The sequence below is a fragment of the Roseococcus thiosulfatophilus genome (assembly GCF_017311575.1).
Classification (GTDB): Bacteria; Pseudomonadota; Alphaproteobacteria; order Acetobacterales; family Acetobacteraceae; genus Roseococcus; species Roseococcus thiosulfatophilus.
This window is the reverse complement of the sequence record NZ_JAFFQY010000005.1, coordinates 124,490-143,235: the sequence shown is the minus strand read 5'-3', so window position 1 is coordinate 143,235 and position 18,746 is coordinate 124,490. Positions and strand designations below refer to the sequence as shown.

The 18,746-nt window shown below is 72.7% G+C and carries 17 protein-coding genes; 8 read left to right on the top strand and 9 right to left on the bottom strand.

Annotated features, from left to right (window positions below; genetic code table 11):
- The 4 genes from JTN19_RS03720 to JTN19_RS03705 form a co-directional block, all read right to left on the bottom strand.
- Nucleotides 1–636: an exopolysaccharide biosynthesis protein gene (locus tag JTN19_RS03720; RefSeq protein ID WP_340643268.1), complete on the bottom strand. Its 636-nt coding sequence runs from the start codon at nucleotides 634–636 to the stop codon at nucleotides 1–3.
- 2 nt (nucleotides 637–638) lie between these two features.
- Nucleotides 639–1,442: an enoyl-CoA hydratase gene (locus JTN19_RS03715; protein WP_206930563.1), complete on the bottom strand. Its 804-nt coding sequence runs from the start codon at nucleotides 1,440–1,442 to the stop codon at nucleotides 639–641.
- Between the two features lie 8 nt (nucleotides 1,443–1,450).
- Nucleotides 1,451–2,677 (bottom strand): CaiB/BaiF CoA transferase family protein, encoded by a 1,227-nt coding sequence (locus JTN19_RS03710; RefSeq protein WP_206930562.1) that lies wholly within the window; start codon nucleotides 2,675–2,677, stop codon nucleotides 1,451–1,453.
- 63 nt (nucleotides 2,678–2,740) lie between these two features.
- Entirely contained in the window at nucleotides 2,741–3,784 is a 1,044-nt protein-coding gene (locus JTN19_RS03705) for an AbrB family transcriptional regulator (protein ID WP_206930561.1), read from the bottom strand.
- 129 nt (nucleotides 3,785–3,913) lie between these two features.
- Here JTN19_RS03705 and JTN19_RS03700 point away from each other — a divergent pair, with 129 nt between their 5' ends.
- Nucleotides 3,914–4,384 carry a hypothetical protein gene (locus JTN19_RS03700; RefSeq protein WP_206930560.1) on the top strand — a complete coding sequence of 157 codons (471 nt, stop codon included), beginning with the start codon at nucleotides 3,914–3,916 and terminating at the stop codon, nucleotides 4,382–4,384.
- Here the strand turns inward: JTN19_RS03700 and JTN19_RS03695 are convergent.
- The 5 genes from JTN19_RS03695 to flgE form a co-directional block, all read right to left on the bottom strand.
- The gene (locus JTN19_RS03695; protein ID WP_206930559.1) at nucleotides 4,273–5,046 is read right to left on the bottom strand and encodes a DUF1217 domain-containing protein; all 774 of its coding nucleotides are present in this window, start codon (nucleotides 5,044–5,046) and stop codon (nucleotides 4,273–4,275) included. The two genes, JTN19_RS03700 and JTN19_RS03695, sit on opposite strands and share 112 nt — an antisense overlap.
- Before the next feature lie 3 nt (nucleotides 5,047–5,049).
- A complete protein-coding gene (locus JTN19_RS03690; protein ID WP_206930558.1) occupies nucleotides 5,050–5,493 on the bottom strand; it encodes a flagellar biosynthesis repressor FlbT in 444 nt (147 codons plus the stop codon).
- Nucleotides 5,494–5,653: 160 nt separating this feature from the next.
- Nucleotides 5,654–6,727, bottom strand: a complete 1,074-nt coding sequence (locus tag JTN19_RS03685; protein ID WP_206930557.1) for a flagellin — start codon at nucleotides 6,725–6,727, stop codon at nucleotides 5,654–5,656.
- Nucleotides 6,728–6,759: 32 nt separating this feature from the next.
- The gene (locus JTN19_RS03680; RefSeq protein ID WP_206930556.1) at nucleotides 6,760–8,295 is read right to left on the bottom strand and encodes a flagellar hook-associated protein FlgK; all 1,536 of its coding nucleotides are present in this window, start codon (nucleotides 8,293–8,295) and stop codon (nucleotides 6,760–6,762) included.
- 118 nt (nucleotides 8,296–8,413) lie between these two features.
- Nucleotides 8,414–9,715: a flagellar hook protein FlgE gene (flgE, locus tag JTN19_RS03675; RefSeq protein WP_191082885.1), complete on the bottom strand. Its 1,302-nt coding sequence runs from the start codon at nucleotides 9,713–9,715 to the stop codon at nucleotides 8,414–8,416.
- 215 nt (nucleotides 9,716–9,930) lie between these two features.
- Between flgE and JTN19_RS03670 the strand changes: the two genes are divergently transcribed.
- The 7 genes from JTN19_RS03670 (at nucleotide 9,931) to flhA (ending at nucleotide 18,746) form a co-directional block, all read left to right on the top strand.
- Nucleotides 9,931–11,529 (top strand): flagellar hook-length control protein FliK, encoded by a 1,599-nt coding sequence (locus JTN19_RS03670; RefSeq protein WP_206930555.1) that lies wholly within the window; start codon nucleotides 9,931–9,933, stop codon nucleotides 11,527–11,529.
- 25 nt (nucleotides 11,530–11,554) lie between these two features.
- Entirely contained in the window at nucleotides 11,555–12,199 is a 645-nt protein-coding gene (locus JTN19_RS03665) for a flagellar hook assembly protein FlgD (RefSeq protein WP_206930554.1), read from the top strand.
- Between the two features lie 135 nt (nucleotides 12,200–12,334).
- A complete protein-coding gene (gene fliF / locus JTN19_RS03660; protein ID WP_206930553.1) occupies nucleotides 12,335–13,978 on the top strand; it encodes a flagellar basal-body MS-ring/collar protein FliF in 1,644 nt (547 codons plus the stop codon).
- Nucleotides 13,975–14,982, top strand: a complete 1,008-nt coding sequence (gene fliG / locus JTN19_RS03655) for a flagellar motor switch protein FliG (protein WP_206930552.1) — start codon at nucleotides 13,975–13,977, stop codon at nucleotides 14,980–14,982. The genes fliF and fliG overlap by 4 nt, the downstream gene beginning before the upstream one ends.
- Nucleotides 14,963–15,316 carry a flagellar motor switch protein FliN gene (fliN, locus tag JTN19_RS03650; RefSeq protein ID WP_242530822.1) on the top strand — a complete coding sequence of 118 codons (354 nt, stop codon included), beginning with the start codon at nucleotides 14,963–14,965 and terminating at the stop codon, nucleotides 15,314–15,316. The genes fliG and fliN overlap by 20 nt, the downstream gene beginning before the upstream one ends.
- The gene (locus tag JTN19_RS03645; protein WP_206930551.1) at nucleotides 15,313–16,689 is read left to right on the top strand and encodes a sigma 54-interacting transcriptional regulator; all 1,377 of its coding nucleotides are present in this window, start codon (nucleotides 15,313–15,315) and stop codon (nucleotides 16,687–16,689) included. The genes fliN and JTN19_RS03645 overlap by 4 nt, the downstream gene beginning before the upstream one ends.
- Nucleotides 16,686–18,746, top strand: a complete 2,061-nt coding sequence (flhA, locus tag JTN19_RS03640; RefSeq protein ID WP_206930550.1) for a flagellar biosynthesis protein FlhA — start codon at nucleotides 16,686–16,688, stop codon at nucleotides 18,744–18,746. The genes JTN19_RS03645 and flhA overlap by 4 nt, the downstream gene beginning before the upstream one ends.

Below are 18,746 nucleotides of genomic sequence, written 5' to 3'. Positions count from 1 at the left end.
CTAGAACACCCAGCCCAGCGCCTGGATCGCCATCCAGGCCAGCACCAGCAGCACGGCCACGGCGAAGAGGTTGCCCAGCGTGGTCAGCACCACGCCGATGCCCACCACCCGGCTGTCCTGCTCGACCACGCCGAGCGACATGATGATGGTGCCGAAGGCGGGCGGGGCATTGGTGCCCGGCCCGGGCAGGATGAGCATCACGGCGGAGACGACCGTGAGCCAGCCCACCATCCGGTCGCCCCAATTCGACAGGAAGACGCCGGGCCGCGGCCGCACGAAGCGCTCCACCCGCTTCAGCGGCCCGGAGGTCACGTCGGCCAGACGCAGCAGGTCCTCGCGCTTGATGGATTGCCGCGCGATGAAGCGCGGCAGCTTGGGCACCTTCAGCCCCAGCCCCATCTGCGCGCCCAGGATCAGCATGGGAATGCCGAAGACCGAGGCCATGCCCGGCAGCAGCGCGGGCAGGCACAGCAGCAGGATCAACAGGCCGAAGGCGCGCTCACCGAAGGCCTCGGCCATTTCGCCGAGCGTGATGCGCGCGCCGGGAAATTGCGCCGCCACCTCGCGCACGATGCGCGAGATGGGGGCGGAGGGATGCGCCTCCGGCAGCGGGTCGAGGGGGTGACCCGCCTCCACCGTCAGGCGCCGGTGAAGAGCGGCGTGCGCTTCTCCATGAAGGCGCGCCGGCCCTCACGGTAGTCGGCGCTGTCGAAGCAGGCATCGGCCGCCTGGGCGATGGCCGCCATATCGCGGTCGGCCGCATCGGCCAGCACGGCGCGCACCGTGCGCTTGTTGGCCTTGAGCGAGAGCGGCGCGTTGCGCGCGATCTGCGAGGTGATCTTGGCCACCTCCGCATCCAGGTTTTCCGCCGGGTGCAGCTTGTTGATGAGGCCCAGGCGCTCGGCCTCCTCGGCCGGCAGCCGCCCGCCCGTCATCAGGATGAAATGCGCCTGCGCGGGGCCGACCAGCGAGACCAGGTTCTTCACCATGTCGAAGCCATAGGCGATGCCCAGCCGCGCGGCCGGGATGCCGAACTCGCTGCCCGTGCCCGCGATCCGCATGTCGCAGGACATGGCGATGCCGAGGCCGCCGCCCATGCAGAAGCCCTGGATCTTCGCGATCACCGGCTTGCCGAACTCGGCCAGCTTCTTGCGGCCATGGCTGGTCTTGGCGTTGTACTGCCGCTGCGCGTCGGCGTCCGAGCGGTTCTGCTCGAACTGGCTGATGTCCGCGCCCGAGACGAAGGCCTTGCCGCCCGCGCCTTCCAGCACCACGCAGCGGATGGCGTCATCGGCCTCGAAGGCGTCGAGGGCCGCCGCCATGCCGTCCCACATCGCGATGCTCATGGCATTGCGCTTCTCGGGCTGGTTGAAGACCACCGTGCCCACACCGTCCTGCGCGCGGGCGAGGATCTTGCCCTCTGCGAACACCATTTCCGACATGCTTCTCTCTAGCCTCCAATGACCTTGTTCGCGCGGAGCCTCGCGATCTCCTCCGCGCCGAGCCCGGCTTCCGCCAGGATTTCGTCCGAATGCTCGCCCAGGCCCGGCACGCCGCGGCGGATGCCCGGCGTGTGGCCCTGGATGTTGATGGGCGTGCGCACAACACCCGCCTGGCCCAGCTTCGCGTGCGGAATATTCCAGACCATGCCCAGGTGCTGCACCTGCGGGTCCTCGAAGACCTCGCGGATGTCGTTGATGGGGCCGCAGGGGATGCCGGCCTCCTCCAGCTTCAGGATCCAGTATTCGCTGGGCTGCTGGCGCGTGACCTCCGCGATGGCGGCGTTCAGCGCCGGGCGGTCCTTGGTGCGGCCCTCGGCGGTCTTCCATTCGGGCTTGTCGAGCCAGTCCTCGCGGCCGGCGACGCGGCAGAACACCTCCCACAGCTTGGGCGAGGAGGCGGCGATGTTGATGGGCTTGTCGGCGCTGGGAAACACGCCCATGGGCGTGTTCACCGGGTGGTCATTGCCCGCCTGGCCCGCGACCTCGCCCTTCTGCAGGAAGCGCGTGGCCTGGAAGTCCAGCATGAAGACCTGCGCCTCGAGCAGCGAGGTCGAGACATAGCGGCCGCGCCCGGTCTTCTCGCGTTCGTAGAGCGCCATCATGATGGCCAGCGCCAGCAGATTGCCCGCCGTCAGGTCGTTGATGGGGATGCCGACGCGCATGGGGCCGCGCCCCTTCTCGCCGGTGATGGTCATCAAGCCGCCCATCCCCTGCGCGATCTGGTCCACGCCGCCGCGCGTCGAATAGGGGCCGGTCTGCCCGAAGCCGGAAATGCTCGCGTAGACCAGCCGCGGGTTGCGGGCGGAGAGCGTGTCGTAATCGATCTTCAGGCGGTGCTTCACCTGCATCCGCATGTTCTCGACCACGATATCCGCGGTCTCGGCCAGCTTCAGGAAGGCGGCGTGCCCGTCCGGGTGCTTCAGGTCGAGGGAGATGGCGCGCTTGTTGCGGTGTAGGTTCGTGAAGTCGAACCCGTCGCGCGCGCCGCCAAGGGCGTCGCTGGCGCCCGGCGGTTCCACGCGGATGATCTCGGCGCCCCAGTCGGCCAGGTGGCGCACGCAGGTGGGGCCGGCGCGGGCCAGCGTCAGGTCGAGAACGCGCAGCCCAGCGAGCGGAAGGGCGGCACCGGCGGCCTCCGCGCTGGCGGCGCTGCTGTGGCGGCTGTCATCCGGCATGGTTCTCTCCCGTTTCCTGGCGCGAGGTTAACCGCAAGCGCGCCGGCCCGGAACCCGGCTGGCCTACTTCCAGCCCACACGGTTCATCAGCGTCCAGACCGGGCCGATCAGGAAGTTGCACATCAAGGTCCGCGCCAGGTGGAAGCCCAGCACCAGCGGCACGGCCAGTTCCAGCGTCTTGGCGGTGATGCCCATCTCCGGCATGCCGCCCGGCGCCATGCCCAGCATGACGGCGCCCACCGGCAGGCCGCTGGCCCAACCGAGTGCCGCGCCCAGCGCGAGGCACAGCACGCAAAGCGCGAAGGCCGACATGACGGAGGCCCAGAGCAGCCGCCGGGACGACAGCAGGAATTCCCGGGTCAGCCGCTGCCCCAAGGTCGCGCCCATGCCCACCTGCGCCGCATCCACCAACACCGTCGGCACCGAGGAGGGCAGGCTGTCGAAGGCCGCCGCCGTGATGGCCAGCGCGCAGGGGCCGATCATCCAGGGATTCGCGATGCCCGTGCGCCGCAGCGCGAAAGCCGCCAGCAGCCCCACGACCAGCATCAGCCCAAGCCCGCCCAGGTCGAAGGGCAGGCGCGGCGCCAGGAAGGCGGTGGCGTCGCCCACCGGCGCGAAGGCCGTCAGCAGCGGCGGAATGGCCAGCACCACGATCACCACGCGGATGGTCTGCGCCAGCGTCACCGGCGCGAGGGGCGCCCCCGCCCGCTGCGCCAGCACCACCATGACGATGACCCCGCCCGGCACCGCCGCGAAATATCCCGTGCGCGGGTCCACGCCGGCCAGCCGCGTGAAGATGGGCACCGCCGCCACACCCGCCGCGATGGACAGCAGCCCCGCGATGAGGATGACGGGCATGGCCCCCAGCAGCGCCCCCAGCACCGGGCCCGAGAAGGTCTGCCCGAAGGCCAGCCCCAGCACGATCAGCGCCGCCGGCCGCGCATAGGGGTGGACCGCCACCGGCCGGAACCAGGCCAGCGCCGCCGTGCCCGCCATCGCCCCGATCATCCAGGCGAGCGGCACCGACAGCAGATGGCAGATGGTGCCCCCCGTGAGCGCGGCGGCCAGGGTGAGCAGGTGGGGAACAAGGCGCGGAGGGATGGACACTGGCGCATAGGATCGGCCCTCAACGCCCCACGGTCAAACCCCGTGCCGTGATTCAGGCAGTGATTCAGGATGCGTTAAGGCCCCGCATGGTTTCTGGGATGCGGTCCCCATGAAGCCGGAAGGATCGCCATGACCTCCCCCGTCGGGCTTGCCCGCCCCATGCTGGCCAGCCCCCCGCCCTTCCCCGAACGCCCCATGCAGGCGCACGCCGAAGCGCCGCTTGGCGCGCGGCAGGACGTCGCGCCGGGTGGCGCGCGGCAGGATGGCACGCCAGGTGGCGCGCGGCAGGATGGCGCGCCGCCGATCGCGCCCAACCCCAGCCTGCGGATCGAGCCGACGCTCGGCGTCGTGGTCTTCGAGGTGCGGGATGGCGCCGGCGAGGTGACGCGCAGCGTGCCGACCGAGCGTGAGCTGCGGGCCTACCGCACCGCCGCCCTGCGCGGAGAAGACGCGCCCGACATCGCCGCCCGCGCGACGGGCGCGCCCGATCAGACCCGCAGCCCGCCCGGCGGCAGCCCCAGCAGCGCCAGCGCATTGGACGTGCCGGCCGAGGGCGCGCCGAAGGCACCCGCGGATTCCGAGGCCCGGCTGATCAAGTAGCGTTCCGCCAGGCGCTGGACCACCTTCGGGTCGTTCAGCGAGTCGAGCTTCAGCCGCGCCTCCAACGCGCGCGCCTGCGTCTCCACCGATTGCACCGCGATGGACTTCGGCAGGCCGACCGCCCCGGTCACCACCCGGCGCAGCACCGGGTCCCCCAGCACGGCGAAGGCGCCCTCGGCCCCCTTGGCGGCCCTTTCGCGGAACAGCAGCGCATCGCCCAGGCCCGGCTGGCTTTCCTCCAGCTCATCGCGCCAGCGCGCGCGGCGCAGGCCGTCGGTCAGGCGCGCCTGCACCTCGGGGTCGCGCAGGGCGTCCAGGCCCCGCTCATCCAGGCGCAGCGCCTCGGCCGCCGCCTTCCAGCGCTTGTCCGCCAGGCGGTTCACCAGCGACTTCGGATCGGCCGGGTCGGAGGTCAGGGCGCGCATGGCCAGCCCCGCCTGCTGCGCCCCATCCGGAATGCCCATGGCCACCGTCACCACCTGCAGCACGCGCGGGTCGCGCAGCGCCGTCTTGATGTCAGGCGCACGGTCCAGGGCGCGGCGGAACTGGTCCAGGGCGCGGGTCTGCATCGGGTCCTTCGCGATGCGTTCCAGCGCGCGTGTTTCCTCCGTCACGCGCTGGAAGCGGCGGAAGGCGGCGATGGCCCCTGCGGCGTCGGACATGGCTTACCCCGGTGCCGGGTTGGGAAGCGGGTCGCGGCGGGGGGCGGGCAGCGGCGGGATGCCCAGCACCTCCTCCTCATGGCGCATCACCCGGCGGGCGATGCGAAGCGCCGAATAGCAGTCATCGCCCTCGGCGGCCTCCAGCGCGCGGTCCAGCATCTCGCGCACGGTGGGCGAGGTGGTGGCATCCATGAAGTCGCGGATCAGGGCCCGCGCGGCGGCGAGGCCGGGCCCACGCTCCTCATCGGCGCCGATATAGGCCGTCTGGAGGGCGAAGTAGATGCGCCGCGCCGGGGTGGTGGCGGCATCGGGCGGCATGATCTGCTTGCCGAACAGAAAGCGCGCCTTGGCGGCGAGCTCGATCCGCGTGCGGTTGCGGAAGCGGATGGGCGCCCCGTTCACCACCATCAGATCACCCTGGCGCAACTCCAGAACGAGCGTGGACATCTTGTTCCCTTCCGACTGCTGCACGGACGCGCCTCATGCGCCCCCGCGGAATTCCACCCTTCTGGTGCGAGGCCCTGCCGCGGCGGAGAATGCCTCTCCACCACGCGCACCATTCTCCCCGCCCTGGGTTAACGTGGCTTGAACATCGCGCGCCCCAGGCTCATCGCAGGAAGCGCGCGAGCGTGAGTTCGGACAGCGAGCCGATGGCGCGGTAGCTCGCCTCCAGCGCGGTCCGGGTGGCCTGCAGGCGTTCCAGCGTGCTGGCCAGGTCCACCTCCTCGATGTCGGCGATCTGGCCGCGCAGCAGGTCCATGGTGGTGCGCTGGCGGCGCTGCGTGTCCTCCAGCCGCGCCGTCACCTGGCCGAGGCCGCCGGCCTCCTCGGTCAGCGCCGCCTCGGTCGCGGCGAAGCCGTCGCGCAGCCCGGCCAGCAGGTCCGTGTAGTTGGGCAGGTCATCCATCTGGGCGGGGTCGAGGGCAGCGAGGCTCATCAGGTTGCGCATCAGGTCGCGCGCCCAGCTTCCGGTCGTCTCGCCCGCGCTGACGCTCACGGCGTTGCGGTCGGCGAAGATGCCATAGGCCACGAACTGCCCGTCGGCCGCCGGCGCGGCGCGGCGCGGCTCGCGGTCGGCGGGGGCCAGCGCCGCCTCGTCCCGCAGGAAGTCCGAGAAGGGCGAGACGCCCGCCACATTGCTCTGCGCGGCGGCCCGCGTGTCGTTCAGCACGCTGGCCGGCCCCGCCGCGCCCAGCGTGGCCACGGCCGCCGCCACGTCCTGCGCCATCTGCCCGGTGGCCAGCCCCTCGGGGTCCGGGATGGGCGGGCGGCCGATGTCGGAGCCGGAGAAGAGGTATTCCCCCGCATGCCGCACGTTCAGCAGATGCGCCATCTCGGTCAGCGCGTTGCGCGCCTGCACCTTCACCGCCTCCAGCGCCACCGGGTCCCGCGTGTAGAGGCGCGGCATGACGGTGCCGCGGAACTCCCGCGTGATCTCGGTGAGGCGCTGGAGCGACGCCTGCATCACCTCGGTGCGGCCGATGGATTGCGTCAGCACGCGGTCATAGGCCTCGAGCCGGCCCGATTGCGCGCGCAGCGAGACGGCGCGCGGCACGTCCGGCGCCAGGTCGCCCAGGCGGGAGGAGCGCTGCCCTGACGCCGTCTGCCGCGTCAGGATTTCCATCTGGGCGCGCAGGCGCGCCGTCTCGGCGGCCAGGCGGCCGGTGATCTCAAGGCTCAAGGGGGCCTCCTTCACGCATCAGCGCACCACCCTCAACGGACCATGTTGAGCAGCGTGTCCCACATCTGCTGGGCCGTGCTCATCACGCGGGCATTGGCGGCGTAGGCATTCTGCAACTGCACCATGGCGGCCATCTCGGCATCGGAATCCACGCCGGATTCCCGCTGGAAGCGGGCGTCGAGGCCGCGCCGCAGCCCCTCCGCACGCTCCCGCGCCGCGGTCGCGGCGGCGCGGTCGGCGGTATGGGCGCCGGTGACGACGGCGGCGTAGTCCTCGAGGCTGCGCGGCGGCAGGAAGGGCGAGGTGAGGCTGCCATCCGGCCCCAGCCCGCCCGAGGGCAGCGCCGCCCAGGCCGTGCCCGCGCGCACCGTGTCGCCCAGCGCGTGGTTCAGCACGCGGTCCAGCATCAGGGTGAAGCCGGCGGGGCCCGTGGCGGGGTTGGGCGTGAAGGCGGTGGGGCCGCCGGGCGTATCGGCCACCGCATGGGTGCCGTCGCGCAGCAGGGTGGGGTCGGCCGCCACGGCGGGGTTCACGCGGATGCTGTTGGCGAAGCCCATCAGCCCCGCGGCGGGGTTGCTGTAGGCGAGCGTGACGTCGGGCACGGTGCCGGAGGGCGCGGTGAAAAGCCGCAGCCCCTGCCCCTCCATCCGGCTGGCCAGGTGCGCCGCCGCGAGGTCGAGCTCGGCCTGGTAGCGCGGCAGGGTGGTGTCGCGCAGCGCGACATACTCGCCGAGCCGCCCGCCACCGAGCTGCCGGGTCACGTCCACGCCGCCCAGCATCACGCCGGGCAGGGTGCCGCCGGCGCCGAAGAAAGCCTCGGGCCCCAGCGCGGCCGCCGCCGTGGAGAAGGCGTCCTTGTCGGGGTCGAGCGGGAGGCCGAGGCCGCCCTTCGTCACCAGGATCAGCCCGCCATCGGATTGCGGCAGGGTCCGCAGCGGCAGGCTCTCCGAGAGGCGGCCCAGGGCGAGGTCGCGCTTGTCCTCCAGGTCGCCGGTGGCGATGCCCAGCACGCGGTCGCGCTGGATGGCGGTGGTGAGCTGCGCGACCTCGCGCAGCCCGGCATTGATGCGCGACACCTCTTCCTGGATGCCGTCCTGCGCCTGCTGACGCGCATCGCCGATGGCGCCGGCGATGTCGTTGAAGCTCAGCGCGAGATCATGCGCGGCCTGGAGGAATTCGCGCTGCAAGCCGGGTTCGCCGGGGCTGGCGCGCAGGCCGATGACGCTGGCCCGCAGCGCGCCCAGCCGGTCGCCGATGGACTGGCCATCGCCGGGCTGGCCATGCGCGGCCTCGATGCCGGAGAGCAGGCGTTCGCGCACGGCCGCACCCGCGGCCTCGCCCGCGCGGGCATGGCGCTCCGCGATCAGGGCCGCGTCCACGCTGCGCTGCGCGGCCCCCATGCGGACACCCATGGGCGAGTTGGCGTGCGAGACCGAGATGGTGTCGCCCGCCTTGCGCGTATAGCCCTCGGTGGAGGCGTTCGCGAGGTTCTGCGCCACCTGCGCCAGGCTGCGCTGGGTGGTGAGCAGGCCGCTGCGGGCGATTCCGAAGGCGAGGTCCAGGCTCATGCGGGTTCCAGTGTGGTGAGACCGTGGTTAACCAAACCTTGACGGGCGGGCCGCCGCACCATCTCGGCGACGCATGTTGCCCGCCGCGGAGCGGTGCGTGGAGCGGCAGCGCGCCACGTCAGCGGCGCATGTTGATCGTCTCCTGCATCATCTCGTCGCTGGTCGTGACCACGCGCGTGTTCGCCGTATAGGCGCGCTGCGCCACGATCAGCTTCGTGAACTCGGTGGCGATGTCCACGTTCGAGCGTTCGAGCGCCCCCACCACCAGCTTGCCCACGCCGTTGGAGTTGGCATCCGTCACCTGCGCCTCGCCGCTTTCGATGGTTCGCATGAAGGCGGCGCCGTCCAGGCGCTGCAGGCGGTCGGGGTCGCTGAAGCCCACCACCGGCACACGGTAGATCACGCGCGACTGGCCGTTGTCGTAGTTCACCGTTACATCGCCATTGTCGCGGATGGCCAGGCCCGCATAGGCGCCGGGCGGCACGCCGTTCTGCTGCAGGTTCCGCAGCGAGAAGTCGGTGCCCGCATATTGCGTGAGGCCCTGCGCCAGCTGGTAGCGGCCGAGGTTCAGCGAGATGTTCTGGTTGCCCAGCCCGAAATCCATGACGAAGGGAAACTCGACGGGCGTGCCCGCCACGCCGGTGGTGCCGTTGAAGGTCTCGACGGTGCCGTTCACCCCGAAGACGATCGGGATGGTGACGGCGCCGCCCACCGGGTCGGGCGAGATGGTCATGTCCCAGCTCCGCGGCGGGCCGGCCACGGGCGGCGGGCCGACGGCGCCGGGCGTCTGGGTGAAGGTCAGCGTCATGGCGCGCCGCGTGCCCAGCGTGTCATAGACCTGCACCTGGGTGCTGAAGGTGCGCGCATCGCCCGGTGTGGCCGGCGGGTCCACGCCGGGCAGGTTGGCCGCGATCTCGATGGAGGTGGTGGCGATCGGGTTGAACACCTGCTGGCTGACGCGGATGGGCTCCAGCGTCGTGCGGTCCACGGCACCGGCGTCGTTCACCGGCCAGCCCTGCAGGAAGTAGTTGGCGCCGTTCACCAGGAAGCCGTCGCGGTCCATGCGGAAATCGCCGGCGCGGGTGAAGAATTGCCGGTCGTCGAAGGTGGGCAGCCCGTCCACGAAGCCGCGCGCCTGGGCCACGCTGAAGAAGCCCTGCCCGCCGATGGCCATGCCAATCGGGTTCTGGCTCTGCTCGATGGTGCCCTGCACGGTGTGGGTGAAGGTGGGCCGCGCCAGCACGGAGCCCGGCGCGTGCAGGTTCGGCCCGGACTGGGTGACGAGGTCCTGGAAATTCGTGTCGATGCGCTTGAAGCCCACCGTCTGGCTGTTCGCCAGGTTGTCGGAGACATGGCCGAGCGAACGCGCCTGCGCGTTGAGCCCGGCGATGGCGGTGGTCATGGAGCCGAACAGGGACATGGGCATCCTTCCGGAAGAGGGCGGTGGCGCCGCGTCCCTCGCATCCCGCGTGCCAGCCCGGGGCGGGGTCCGGAGGGCATTTCCTGCCGGGCGGCGGGCAGGCGCTGCCGGGGGCGGGGCGCGGCTTGCCGCCTTCGCGCGGCGCGGCGCTGGCCTCCGGCTTGCAACGAGGGGGCGCGGCCATGGCATGGGGCCAGGCCGCCGGAGACCCGCCCATGGAGGCGCCACTGCTGCCCGCCCTCGCCGCGCCGATGGCGGCGCCCCTGGGGGCGATGCCGGGACTGATCGCCGCGGAGGATGCGCCGGCCGCCGGCTTCGGGCAGGTGCTGGCCGCGGCGCTGGCACCCGCCATCGCGCCCGCGCTGGCCCCGGCGCCGGGCGAGGCGGGGCCGGCCGTGATCGTGACGCCGCCGCCCGCGCCCGCGCCCGCCATCGTGCCCGCACCGGCCGCCATCCCCACGCCCCCGCAAGCGGGTGCTGCCTTGCCCGCGGCCGAGGCGCCACCAGCGCCCCTTCCGGCGCCGCAGCCCGTTGCCACCGCCGCGCCCGCGCCGGCCGGGCCGCAGGCCACCCTGCCCGCCGGGGAAGAAGAAGCGCCCCCCGCAACGCCCGAGGAGGCCTCCCGCCCCACGCCACCCGCCGCGCGCCAGGGCGCGGGCCCCACGGTCCGCCCCAGCCCGTCACCCATCACACCCGAGGCGGCATCCCGTGGCGCCGAGGCGCCGCCCGCCAGCCCCGACGCCGCCGAAGCCGCGCCTGCCCCTGGGCCCGCCCCTGGGTCCGCCGCTGGGCCCGCCCCGGACATGGAAAGCCCGGAACCGGACGCGGCAGCACCCGACACCCCCGCGCCTGAAACACGGGCAGCCGAGCCGGCCGCACTCGCCCCGCCAGCCCCCGCCGCCGCGCCCCAACCCCTGCTGGTCGCGGCCCTGCCCGCCGCGTCCCGTCCCCCCGTGGCCACGGCCCCCGCGCCGGCCGAGGATGCGCCGCCCGCGTCGGATTCCGGCACCACCACGCCCCGTATGGCGCCCGCCCCGGCCGGGGTTTCCGGGCCGCCGGAAGGCCCCGTCGCCGTCGCCGTCGCCACGCCGCAGCGCCCCGAGGCCGCCGCCCGCCCGGCGCCGCACCCCGAGGCACCCCGCCCCGAGGCGCCGGAGGCCGAAAGCGCCGCGCCCGAAGCCCCGCCACGTGCCGGCACCATGCCCGCGGCGGAGACCAACACCCCGGCGCCACCCGCCACCGTCATCCTCGCGCCGCGGGCAGCGCCGGCCCCATTGCCCGCGCCCATGCCGGAACCCCGGCCCATGGAGGGGGTGGCCGGCCCCAACCTGCTCGCCGCCCTCGCGCCCACGACCGAAAGCCCGGCCGCCAGCGCCGCGCCCCCGCCCGCCCCCCCGCCGCCCATGCGCCAGGTGGCGCAGATGGCCGTGGCGCTGGCCTTCTCCCCCGCCACGGGCAGCTTCCGCCTGGCGCTGGAACCCGTGGAACTCGGCCGCGTCGAGATCACGGTGCGGCGCGAGGGGGACGCCCACCGCGTGCTGGTCATGGCCGAGCGGCCCGAGACCCTCGCCCTGCTCCAGCGCGACCGGCAGGAGCTGGACCGCGCCCTCACCCAGTCCGGCCTGGTGGTAGAGGAAGGGGGCATCGGCTTCTCCCTCGCCTCGGGCCAGGGCTCGGGCGCGGGCGAGTGGGGCGGGCAAGGCTGGGAACGGCAAGGCTGGGGTGGCGGCGGGGGCGGCCGTGCCGCGCCGGCCGAGCCCGCCCAGCCCGAACCCCGCCGCGCCGCGCGCGGCCTGCTCGACCTGAACATCTGAACCCCGCCCCGAGGAAGGAGGCCCCATGTCCGGTTCCATCACCGCCGCAGCCGCCGCCGAGACCCAGACCGGCGCCCGCGCGGGCGCGCGCATCAACGCCGACTTCAACACCTTCCTGGCGCTGCTCACGACGCAGCTCCGCAACCAGGACCCGACCAACGCCATGGACGCGCAGCAGATGACGGCGCAGCTGGTGCAGTTCGCGAGCGTGGAGCAGCAGCTCGCGGTCAACCAGAACCTGGAGCGGCTGATCACGCTGCAACAGGGCAGCCAGCTGGTCTCCGCCGCGCCGCTGACGGGGCGCGTGGTGGAGGTGGAGAGCGAATACCTCGCCCTGCAGAACGGTCAGGCCGTGATGCGCCTGCCGCCCGCCACGACCGGCGCCACCGCCGCGCGCGTGGACATCCTGGACCGCACCGGCCGCGTGCTGCGGAGCGAGGAGGTGGTGCTGTCCGGCGCCGCGCAGGATTGGCGCTGGGATGGGCGCGACGCCGGCGGGCGCCAGCTGGCCGATGGCGCCTATCAGGCGCGGCTCAGCGCCGGCGGGGCGGCCCTGCCCTTCACCGTGGTGGGCCGCGCCACGGGGGCCGAGCGGGTGGAGGGCGATGTGCGCCTGAAGCTCGGCACGCTGGCGGTGAACTTCGATCGTTTGCGCGGCGTGGTGGAATAGGCGGGCGGCTTAACCTTTCGGTGACATGCGCCCGGCAAACTCTGCCCATCCCCCAGGACGGGGCGCCGGGAGCCATCAGGTGTTGCGGGACCAGCCTTCCCTATTCTGTCTTTGCTCCCACCAGGGGATGCCGCCATGCAGGCGCTGATCGAGCAGATCAAGGCGCTGGGCCGTCTGCGCCTCGCCGCGCTGGCGGGGCTGGCGGTGCTGACGCTGGGCGGGCTCGGCTTCCTGCTGCTGCGCTCGGGCACGCCGCCCATGGCGCTGCTCTATGGCGATCTGGAGGCGCGCGATGCGGGCGCCGTCGTGGCCGCGCTGGAACGCAGCCGCACGCCCTATCGCCTCGCCGCCGGCGGCACGCAGATCCTGGTGCCGGTGGAGGATGTGCCGCGCCTCCGCCTGAACCTCGCGCGCGAGGGGCTGCCGGCGGGCGGGTCCATCGGCAATGAACTCTTCGACCGTGGCGAGGGGCTGACCACCACGCCCTTCCAGCAGGAGATGAACCGGCTGCGCGCGCTGGAGGGCGAATTGGCCCGCTCCATCCGCGCGCTGCACGGCGTGCGCGGCGCGCGGGTGCACCTGGTGCTGCCGCGGCGCGAGGCCTTCTCGCGCGAACGCGCAGAAGCACAGGCGTCCGTGCTGCTGACCATGCAGGGCTCGCAGCGGCTGGACCGCGAGGGCGTGCAGGCCGTCCTGCACCTGGTGGTGGCGGCGGTGCCGGGGTTGCGCCCGGCCAGCGTCTCCATCGTGGACAGCCGCGGCGAGCTGCTGGCGCGCGCCGGCCAGGCGCTGGGCGGGGTGGCGGGCGTCGCCACCGCCGATGAGTTGCGGCGGGGGCAGGAGGCGCGGCTGGCCCGGGCCGTCGAGGAGATGCTGGAGCGCGTGCTGGGCCCGGGCCGCGTGCGCGCCGAGGCCGCCATCGAGATGGACAGCGACCGCGTGGAAACGCGCGAGGAACGCTTCGACCCCGAGAACCAGGTGCCGCGCAGCCAGCAATCCGTCACCGAGAACAACCGCACCACCGAACCCGCCAACGTCACCGTGGGCAACAACCTGCCCGGCGCGGACCCGGGGGCAGGCGGTGGCGGCACGCAGGAAAGCCGGCAGGAAGAGACGACGAACTTCGAGATCGGCCGCACCATCCGCAACGTGCTGCGCGAACAGCCGGTGATGCGCCGCCTCTCGGTGGGCGTGCTGGTGGATGGCGTGATGGAGCCGCGCGAGGGCGGCGGCACCCAGTGGCGGGAGCGCAGCGAGGCGGAACTCGCGCGCATCGCCACGCTGGTCCGCAGCGCGGTGGGCTTCAACGAGCAGCGCGGCGACCGCGTGGAGGTCGTCTCCATGCGCTTCGCGGAGGCCGAGGTGCAGGCGCCGCCGCAGCATCCCTTCGGCATCGAGATCACGGGCGCCATGGTCACGCGCCTGATCGAGACGGCCGTGATCGGCGTGCTGGCGCTGCTGGCGCTGCTGCTGGTGGCGCGGCCGGTGGCGCGGCGCCTGGCGCTGACGCTGGCGCCGCCGGCGGCGCTGGCGGGCGGCCAGCCGGGCGCGGCGGCGCTGCCGGGCGGCGGCGGCGTGCCGGGCCTGCCGGGACAGGAGAATGCCGGGCTGCTGCCGGCGGGCATGGAAGCGGGAGAGGATGGCATGGTGAACCTGGCGCAGGTGCAGGGGCAGATGCGCGCCTCCTCCATCACCCGCGTGATCAACCTGGTGGAGAAGCACCCCGACGAGACGCTGGTGGTGCTGCGCCGCTGGCTCACCCCGGATGACGACCAATGAGCGAAACCCTTGTGCGCCTGCGCGGCCCCCAAAAGGCTGCCATCCTGATGCTGACGCTGGGCGAGGAACTCTCGGCCCAGATGTTCTCCCGCATGCAGGAAGACGAGATCCGCGACCTGTCGCACGCCATGGCCCAGCTGGGCAGCGTCTCGGCCTCCATGGTCGAGGCGGTGTGCGAGGAGTTCTCGGGCCAGCTCGGCCAGGCGGGGCAGATCATCGGCTCCTTCGAGACCACGGAACGCCTGCTGCTGAAGACCATGCCGCAGGAACGCGTGAACCAGATCATGGAGGAGATCCGCGGCCCCGCGGGCCGCACCATGTGGGACAAGCTGGGCAACGTGAACGAGACGGTGCTCGCGAACTATCTGAAGAACGAATACCCGCAGACGGTGGCGGTGGTGCTGAGCAAGGTGAAGCCCGACCACGCCGCGCGCGTGCTGTCCATGCTGCCCGACGGCTTCGCCATGGAGGTCGTCATGCGCATGCTCCGCATGGAAAACGTCCAGAAGGAGGCGCTGGAGGGCGTGGAGCGCACGCTGAAGATGGAGTTCATGTCGAACCTGGCGCGCACCCAGCGCCGCGACCCGCACGAGATGATGGCCGAGATCTTCAACGGCCTGGACCGCCAGGCCGAGGGCCGCATCCTGGCCGCGCTGGAGGAGCGCAACCGCGAGGCGGCCGAACGCATCCGCAGCCTGATGTTCACCTTCGAGGACCTCAAGCGCCTGGACAACCAGGGCCTGCAGACGCTGCTGCGCGGCGTCGAGAAGGACCGGCTGACGCTGGCGCTGAAGGGCGCCGGCGAGGAGATGCGGGAGATGTTCTTCCGCAACATGACCGAGCGCGCGGCCAAGCTGCTGCGCGACGACATCGCGGCCCTCGGCCCCGTGCGGCTGAAGGATGTGGACGAGGCGCAGGCCGCCGTCGTCGCCGCCGCGAAGGACCTCGCGGCGCAAGGCCAGATCCAGCTTTCGGAGGGCAAGAATGACCAGTTCGTCGAATGAGGCCGAGGGCGGCAACGAGCCCCCCTTCGAGCCCGCGCCACCGGGCAGCGCCCTGCCCTCGGACCCCACCATCCCCGCCACCCCGCGCGAGCTGGAGGCCGTCTATGACATCCCCGTGCAGGTCAGCGCCGTGCTGGGGCGGGCTACCATGCAGGTGTCGCAGCTGCTGAAGCTGGGCCGCGGCGCGGTGGTGGAGCTGGACCGCAAGCTCGGTGAGGCGGTGGACATCTACGTGAACAACCGCCTGGTCGCGCGCGGCGAGGTGGTGATGGTGGAGGACAACCGCCTGGGCGTGACCATGACGGAAATCGTCAAGGCGGATCGCGGGCTGTGACGCGGCTGCTCATCCTCGGCTCGCTCTCGGGCGAACTGGGCCAGGCGGCGCGGCTGGCCTCGGCCCGCGGCGCGGCGCTGGTGCAGGCCGAGGGCGTCACGGGCGCGCTGGCGCAGCTGCGCGGCACCGGCGCCGACCTGGTGCTGGCCGATGTGACGCATGACCTGCCCTGGCTGCTGGAACGCCTGACGGAGGAGCGCATCGCCACCCCCGTCATCGCCTGCGGCCGCAACGCGGATGCCGATGCGGTGCTGCGCGCCATCCGCGCCGGCGCCCGCGAATTCCTGCCCCTGCCGCCCGATGCGGACCTGATCGCGGCCATGCTCCAGGCCGTGGCGGAAGGCCCGGACGCGCCCGTCTTCCGCGACCCCGCCATGGCGGCGCTGATGGCGCGCGCGGAGCAATTGGCGCGCGCCGAGGCCTCCGTGCTGGTGACCGGTGAGAGCGGCACGGGCAAGGAGGTGCTGGCGCGGCACATCCACACGCATTCGCGCCGCAACCGCGGCCCCTTCGTGGCGCTGAACTGCGCCGCCCTGCCCGAGACCCTGCTGGAGAGCGAACTCTTCGGCCATGAGAAGGGCGCCTTCAGCGGCGCCGTCGCCGCCCGCCGCGGCCGCTTCGAACAGGCCGAGGGCGGCACGCTGCTGCTGGACGAGATCGGCGAGATGGACCTGCGCCTGCAGGCCAAGCTTCTCCGCGTGATCCAGGAGCGCGAGGTGGACCGGCTGGGCGGCACCGGCCCCATCCGCGTGGATGTCCGCATCCTGGCCGCCACCAACCGCGACCTGCCGGCCGAGGTACGCGCCGGCCGCTTCCGCGAGGATCTGTATTTCCGCCTGAACGTGGTGGCGCTGCACATTCCGCCGCTGCGCGCCCGCCCCGGCGACATCCTGCCGCTGGCCGAGCATTTCGCGCTGCGCTACGCGGACGCGAACGGGCTGCCGCGCCGGCCGCTCGCGCCGCCCGCGGCCGCGCGGCTGCTCGCGCATTCCTGGCCGGGCAATGTGCGGGAGCTGGAGAACACGCTGCACCGCGCCGTGCTGCTGGCCCATGGCCCCGAGATCACGCCCGACGCCATCGAGCTCATGGCACCGCCGCCGGAGGTGGCGCCCGCGACGGCCACCGCCCACGCGCCCTCCGCCGTGAACCCCGCCGAGCCCATCGCGGCACTCGTCGGCCGGCGGATGGACGAGGTGGAGCGTGACCTCATTCTCGAAACCCTGGGAAGGTGCCTCGGCAACCGCACGCGGGCCGCGGAAATCCTGGGCATTTCCATCCGCACGCTGCGCAACAAGCTGGCCGAATATCGCGGCCAGGGCCTGCCCGTGCCGCCCGCCCCGGGCCAGATGCCGGATAGCTGGAAGGTCGCGTGAAGGCGCTTCCCCTCCCGCCCTGGCTCACCGGGCTGCGCCTCTCCTCGGAGGTGGCGCTGGTCCTGGCGGTGGCGCTGGTGCTCAGCATCCTCGTCATCCCGCTGCCGGCCTTCCTGCTGGACGCGGCGCTGGCCTTGAACATCACCATCTCGGTGCTGGTGCTGATGGTGGCGCTGCTGCTGACGAAGCCGCTGGAGTTCCAGTCCTTCCCGCAGATCCTGCTCATCACCACGCTGTTCCGGCTGGGGCTGAACGTGGCCACCACCCGCGCCATCCTGGCCAACGGGCATGAGGGGCCGCAGGCGGCGGGCAACATCATCGCGGTCTTCGGCCAGTCGCTCATGGGCGGCGATGTGCTGGTGGGCCTCATCATCTTCGCCATCCTGCTGCTGGTGAACCAGACGGTGGTGGCGAAGGGCGCGGGGCGCATCGCGGAGGTGTCCGCCCGCTTCCACCTGGACGCCATGCCCGGCAAGCAGATGGCGATTGACGCCGACCTCTCGGCCGGCACGATCGATGAGGCCGAAGCCAAGCGCCGCCGCCGCGACCTGGAGGAGGAGAGCAGCTTCAACGGCTCCATGGACGGCGCCGCGAAATTCGTGAAGGGCGACGCCATCGTCGCCATCGTCTCGGTCTTCATCAACCTGCTGGGCGGGCTGGCCATCGGCATCGGCCGCCACGGCATGCCCTTCATGGAGGCGGTGCAGACCTATTCCATCCTGACGGTGGGCGATGGGCTGGTGGGGCAGATTCCCGCGCTGCTCGTCTCGGTCGGGGCCGCCATCGTCGTGACCAAGGCCGCGCGCGAAGGCCAGGCCGATGCGCTGATGGCGAAGGAGCTGGGCACCTGGAAGCCGCTGGCCGTCGCTTCGGGCAGCTCGCTCGTCCTGGGCCTGGTGCCGGGCATGCCGCTGCTGCCCTTCCTGGCGCTGGCGGGGCTGACGGGCGGGGCCGCGTGGTACCAGCGGCGCCAACCCGCCGCGCCCGCGCCGCCGCCGGAGGAAGCGCCGGCCGCCAATGCCGAGCCGCCCGTGGCCGATGCGCTGCGGATGGACCTGCTGCGGCTGGAGCTGGGCTATGGGCTGCTCTCCCTCGCAGCCGGCGATGCGCCGCGCCTGTCGGAGCAGATCCGCGGGCTGCGCCGTTCCATCGCGCAGGAGATGGGCTTCGTGCTGCCTAGCGTGCGCATCCAGGACAACCTCGAACTGCCCGCCGATTCCTACGTGATCCGCGTGAAGGAGATCGAGGCCGCGCGCGGCAGCCTGCGCCCGCCCATGAACCTCGCCATTGATCCCTCCGGCAACATGCCGGACCTGCCGGGCGAGCGCACGCAGGAACCCGCCTTCGGCCTGCCCGCCCTCTGGATCGAGGAACGGCTGCGCGAGGAGGCCTTGGCCCGCGGCTGCACCGTGGTGGACTGCGCGGGCGTGCTCGCCACCCACCTGACCGAGGTGGTGCGCGAGAACATGAGCGAACTGCTCTCCTACGCCGAGACGCAGAAGCTGCTGGAGGAACTGCCGCGCGAACAGCAGAAGCTGGTGCAGGACCTCATCCCGGCGCAGGCCAGCGTCGGCACGCTGCAACGCCTGCTGCAAGCCCTGCTGGCCGAGCGCGTCTCCATCCGCGACCTGCCCACCATCCTGGAAGGGCTGCAGGAGGCGGTGGCGGCGAACCTGCGCGCCCTGCCGCACATCCAGGCCGTGGTGCGCATGCGCCTGGCGCGGCAATTGTCCGAGGCGGCGCGCGGGCCGCAGGGCTATGTGGGCCTGGTGACGCTCTCGCCCGAATGGGAGGTGGCCTTCACCGAAGCCCTGACCGGCCCGCCCGAGGATAGGCAGCTCGCCATGGAACCCGCGAAGCTCCAGCAATTCATCACCCGCCTGCGCGACGTGCTGGACGCCCAGGCGGCGCAGGAGGAGGCGCCGGTGCTGCTGTGCTCGGGCGCGCTGCGGGCGCATCTGCGCGCGATCGTGGAGCGCATCCGCCCCAGCACCACGGTGCTCGCCCAGGCCGAACTGCACCCGCGCATCCGCGTGCGCGCCCTGGCCAGCATCTGA

Coding starts and splice junctions, on each gene's coding strand:
- JTN19_RS03715 (WP_206930563.1), bottom strand. CDS start 1,442: ATGTCGGAAATGGTGTTCGCAGAGGGCAAGATCCTCGCCCGCGCGCAG.
- JTN19_RS03710 (WP_206930562.1), bottom strand. CDS start 2,677: ATGCCGGATGACAGCCGCCACAGCAGCGCCGCCAGCGCGGAGGCCGCC.
- JTN19_RS03700 (WP_206930560.1), top strand. CDS start 3,914: ATGACCTCCCCCGTCGGGCTTGCCCGCCCCATGCTGGCCAGCCCCCCG.
- JTN19_RS03695 (WP_206930559.1), bottom strand. CDS start 5,046: ATGTCCGACGCCGCAGGGGCCATCGCCGCCTTCCGCCGCTTCCAGCGC.
- JTN19_RS03690 (WP_206930558.1), bottom strand. CDS start 5,493: ATGTCCACGCTCGTTCTGGAGTTGCGCCAGGGTGATCTGATGGTGGTG.
- JTN19_RS03680 (WP_206930556.1), bottom strand. CDS start 8,295: ATGAGCCTGGACCTCGCCTTCGGAATCGCCCGCAGCGGCCTGCTCACC.
- flgE (WP_191082885.1), bottom strand. CDS start 9,715: ATGTCCCTGTTCGGCTCCATGACCACCGCCATCGCCGGGCTCAACGCG.
- JTN19_RS03670 (WP_206930555.1), top strand. CDS start 9,931: ATGGAGGCGCCACTGCTGCCCGCCCTCGCCGCGCCGATGGCGGCGCCC.
- JTN19_RS03665 (WP_206930554.1), top strand. CDS start 11,555: ATGTCCGGTTCCATCACCGCCGCAGCCGCCGCCGAGACCCAGACCGGC.
- fliF (WP_206930553.1), top strand. CDS start 12,335: ATGCAGGCGCTGATCGAGCAGATCAAGGCGCTGGGCCGTCTGCGCCTC.
- fliG (WP_206930552.1), top strand. CDS start 13,975: ATGAGCGAAACCCTTGTGCGCCTGCGCGGCCCCCAAAAGGCTGCCATC.
- fliN (WP_242530822.1), top strand. CDS start 14,963: ATGACCAGTTCGTCGAATGAGGCCGAGGGCGGCAACGAGCCCCCCTTC.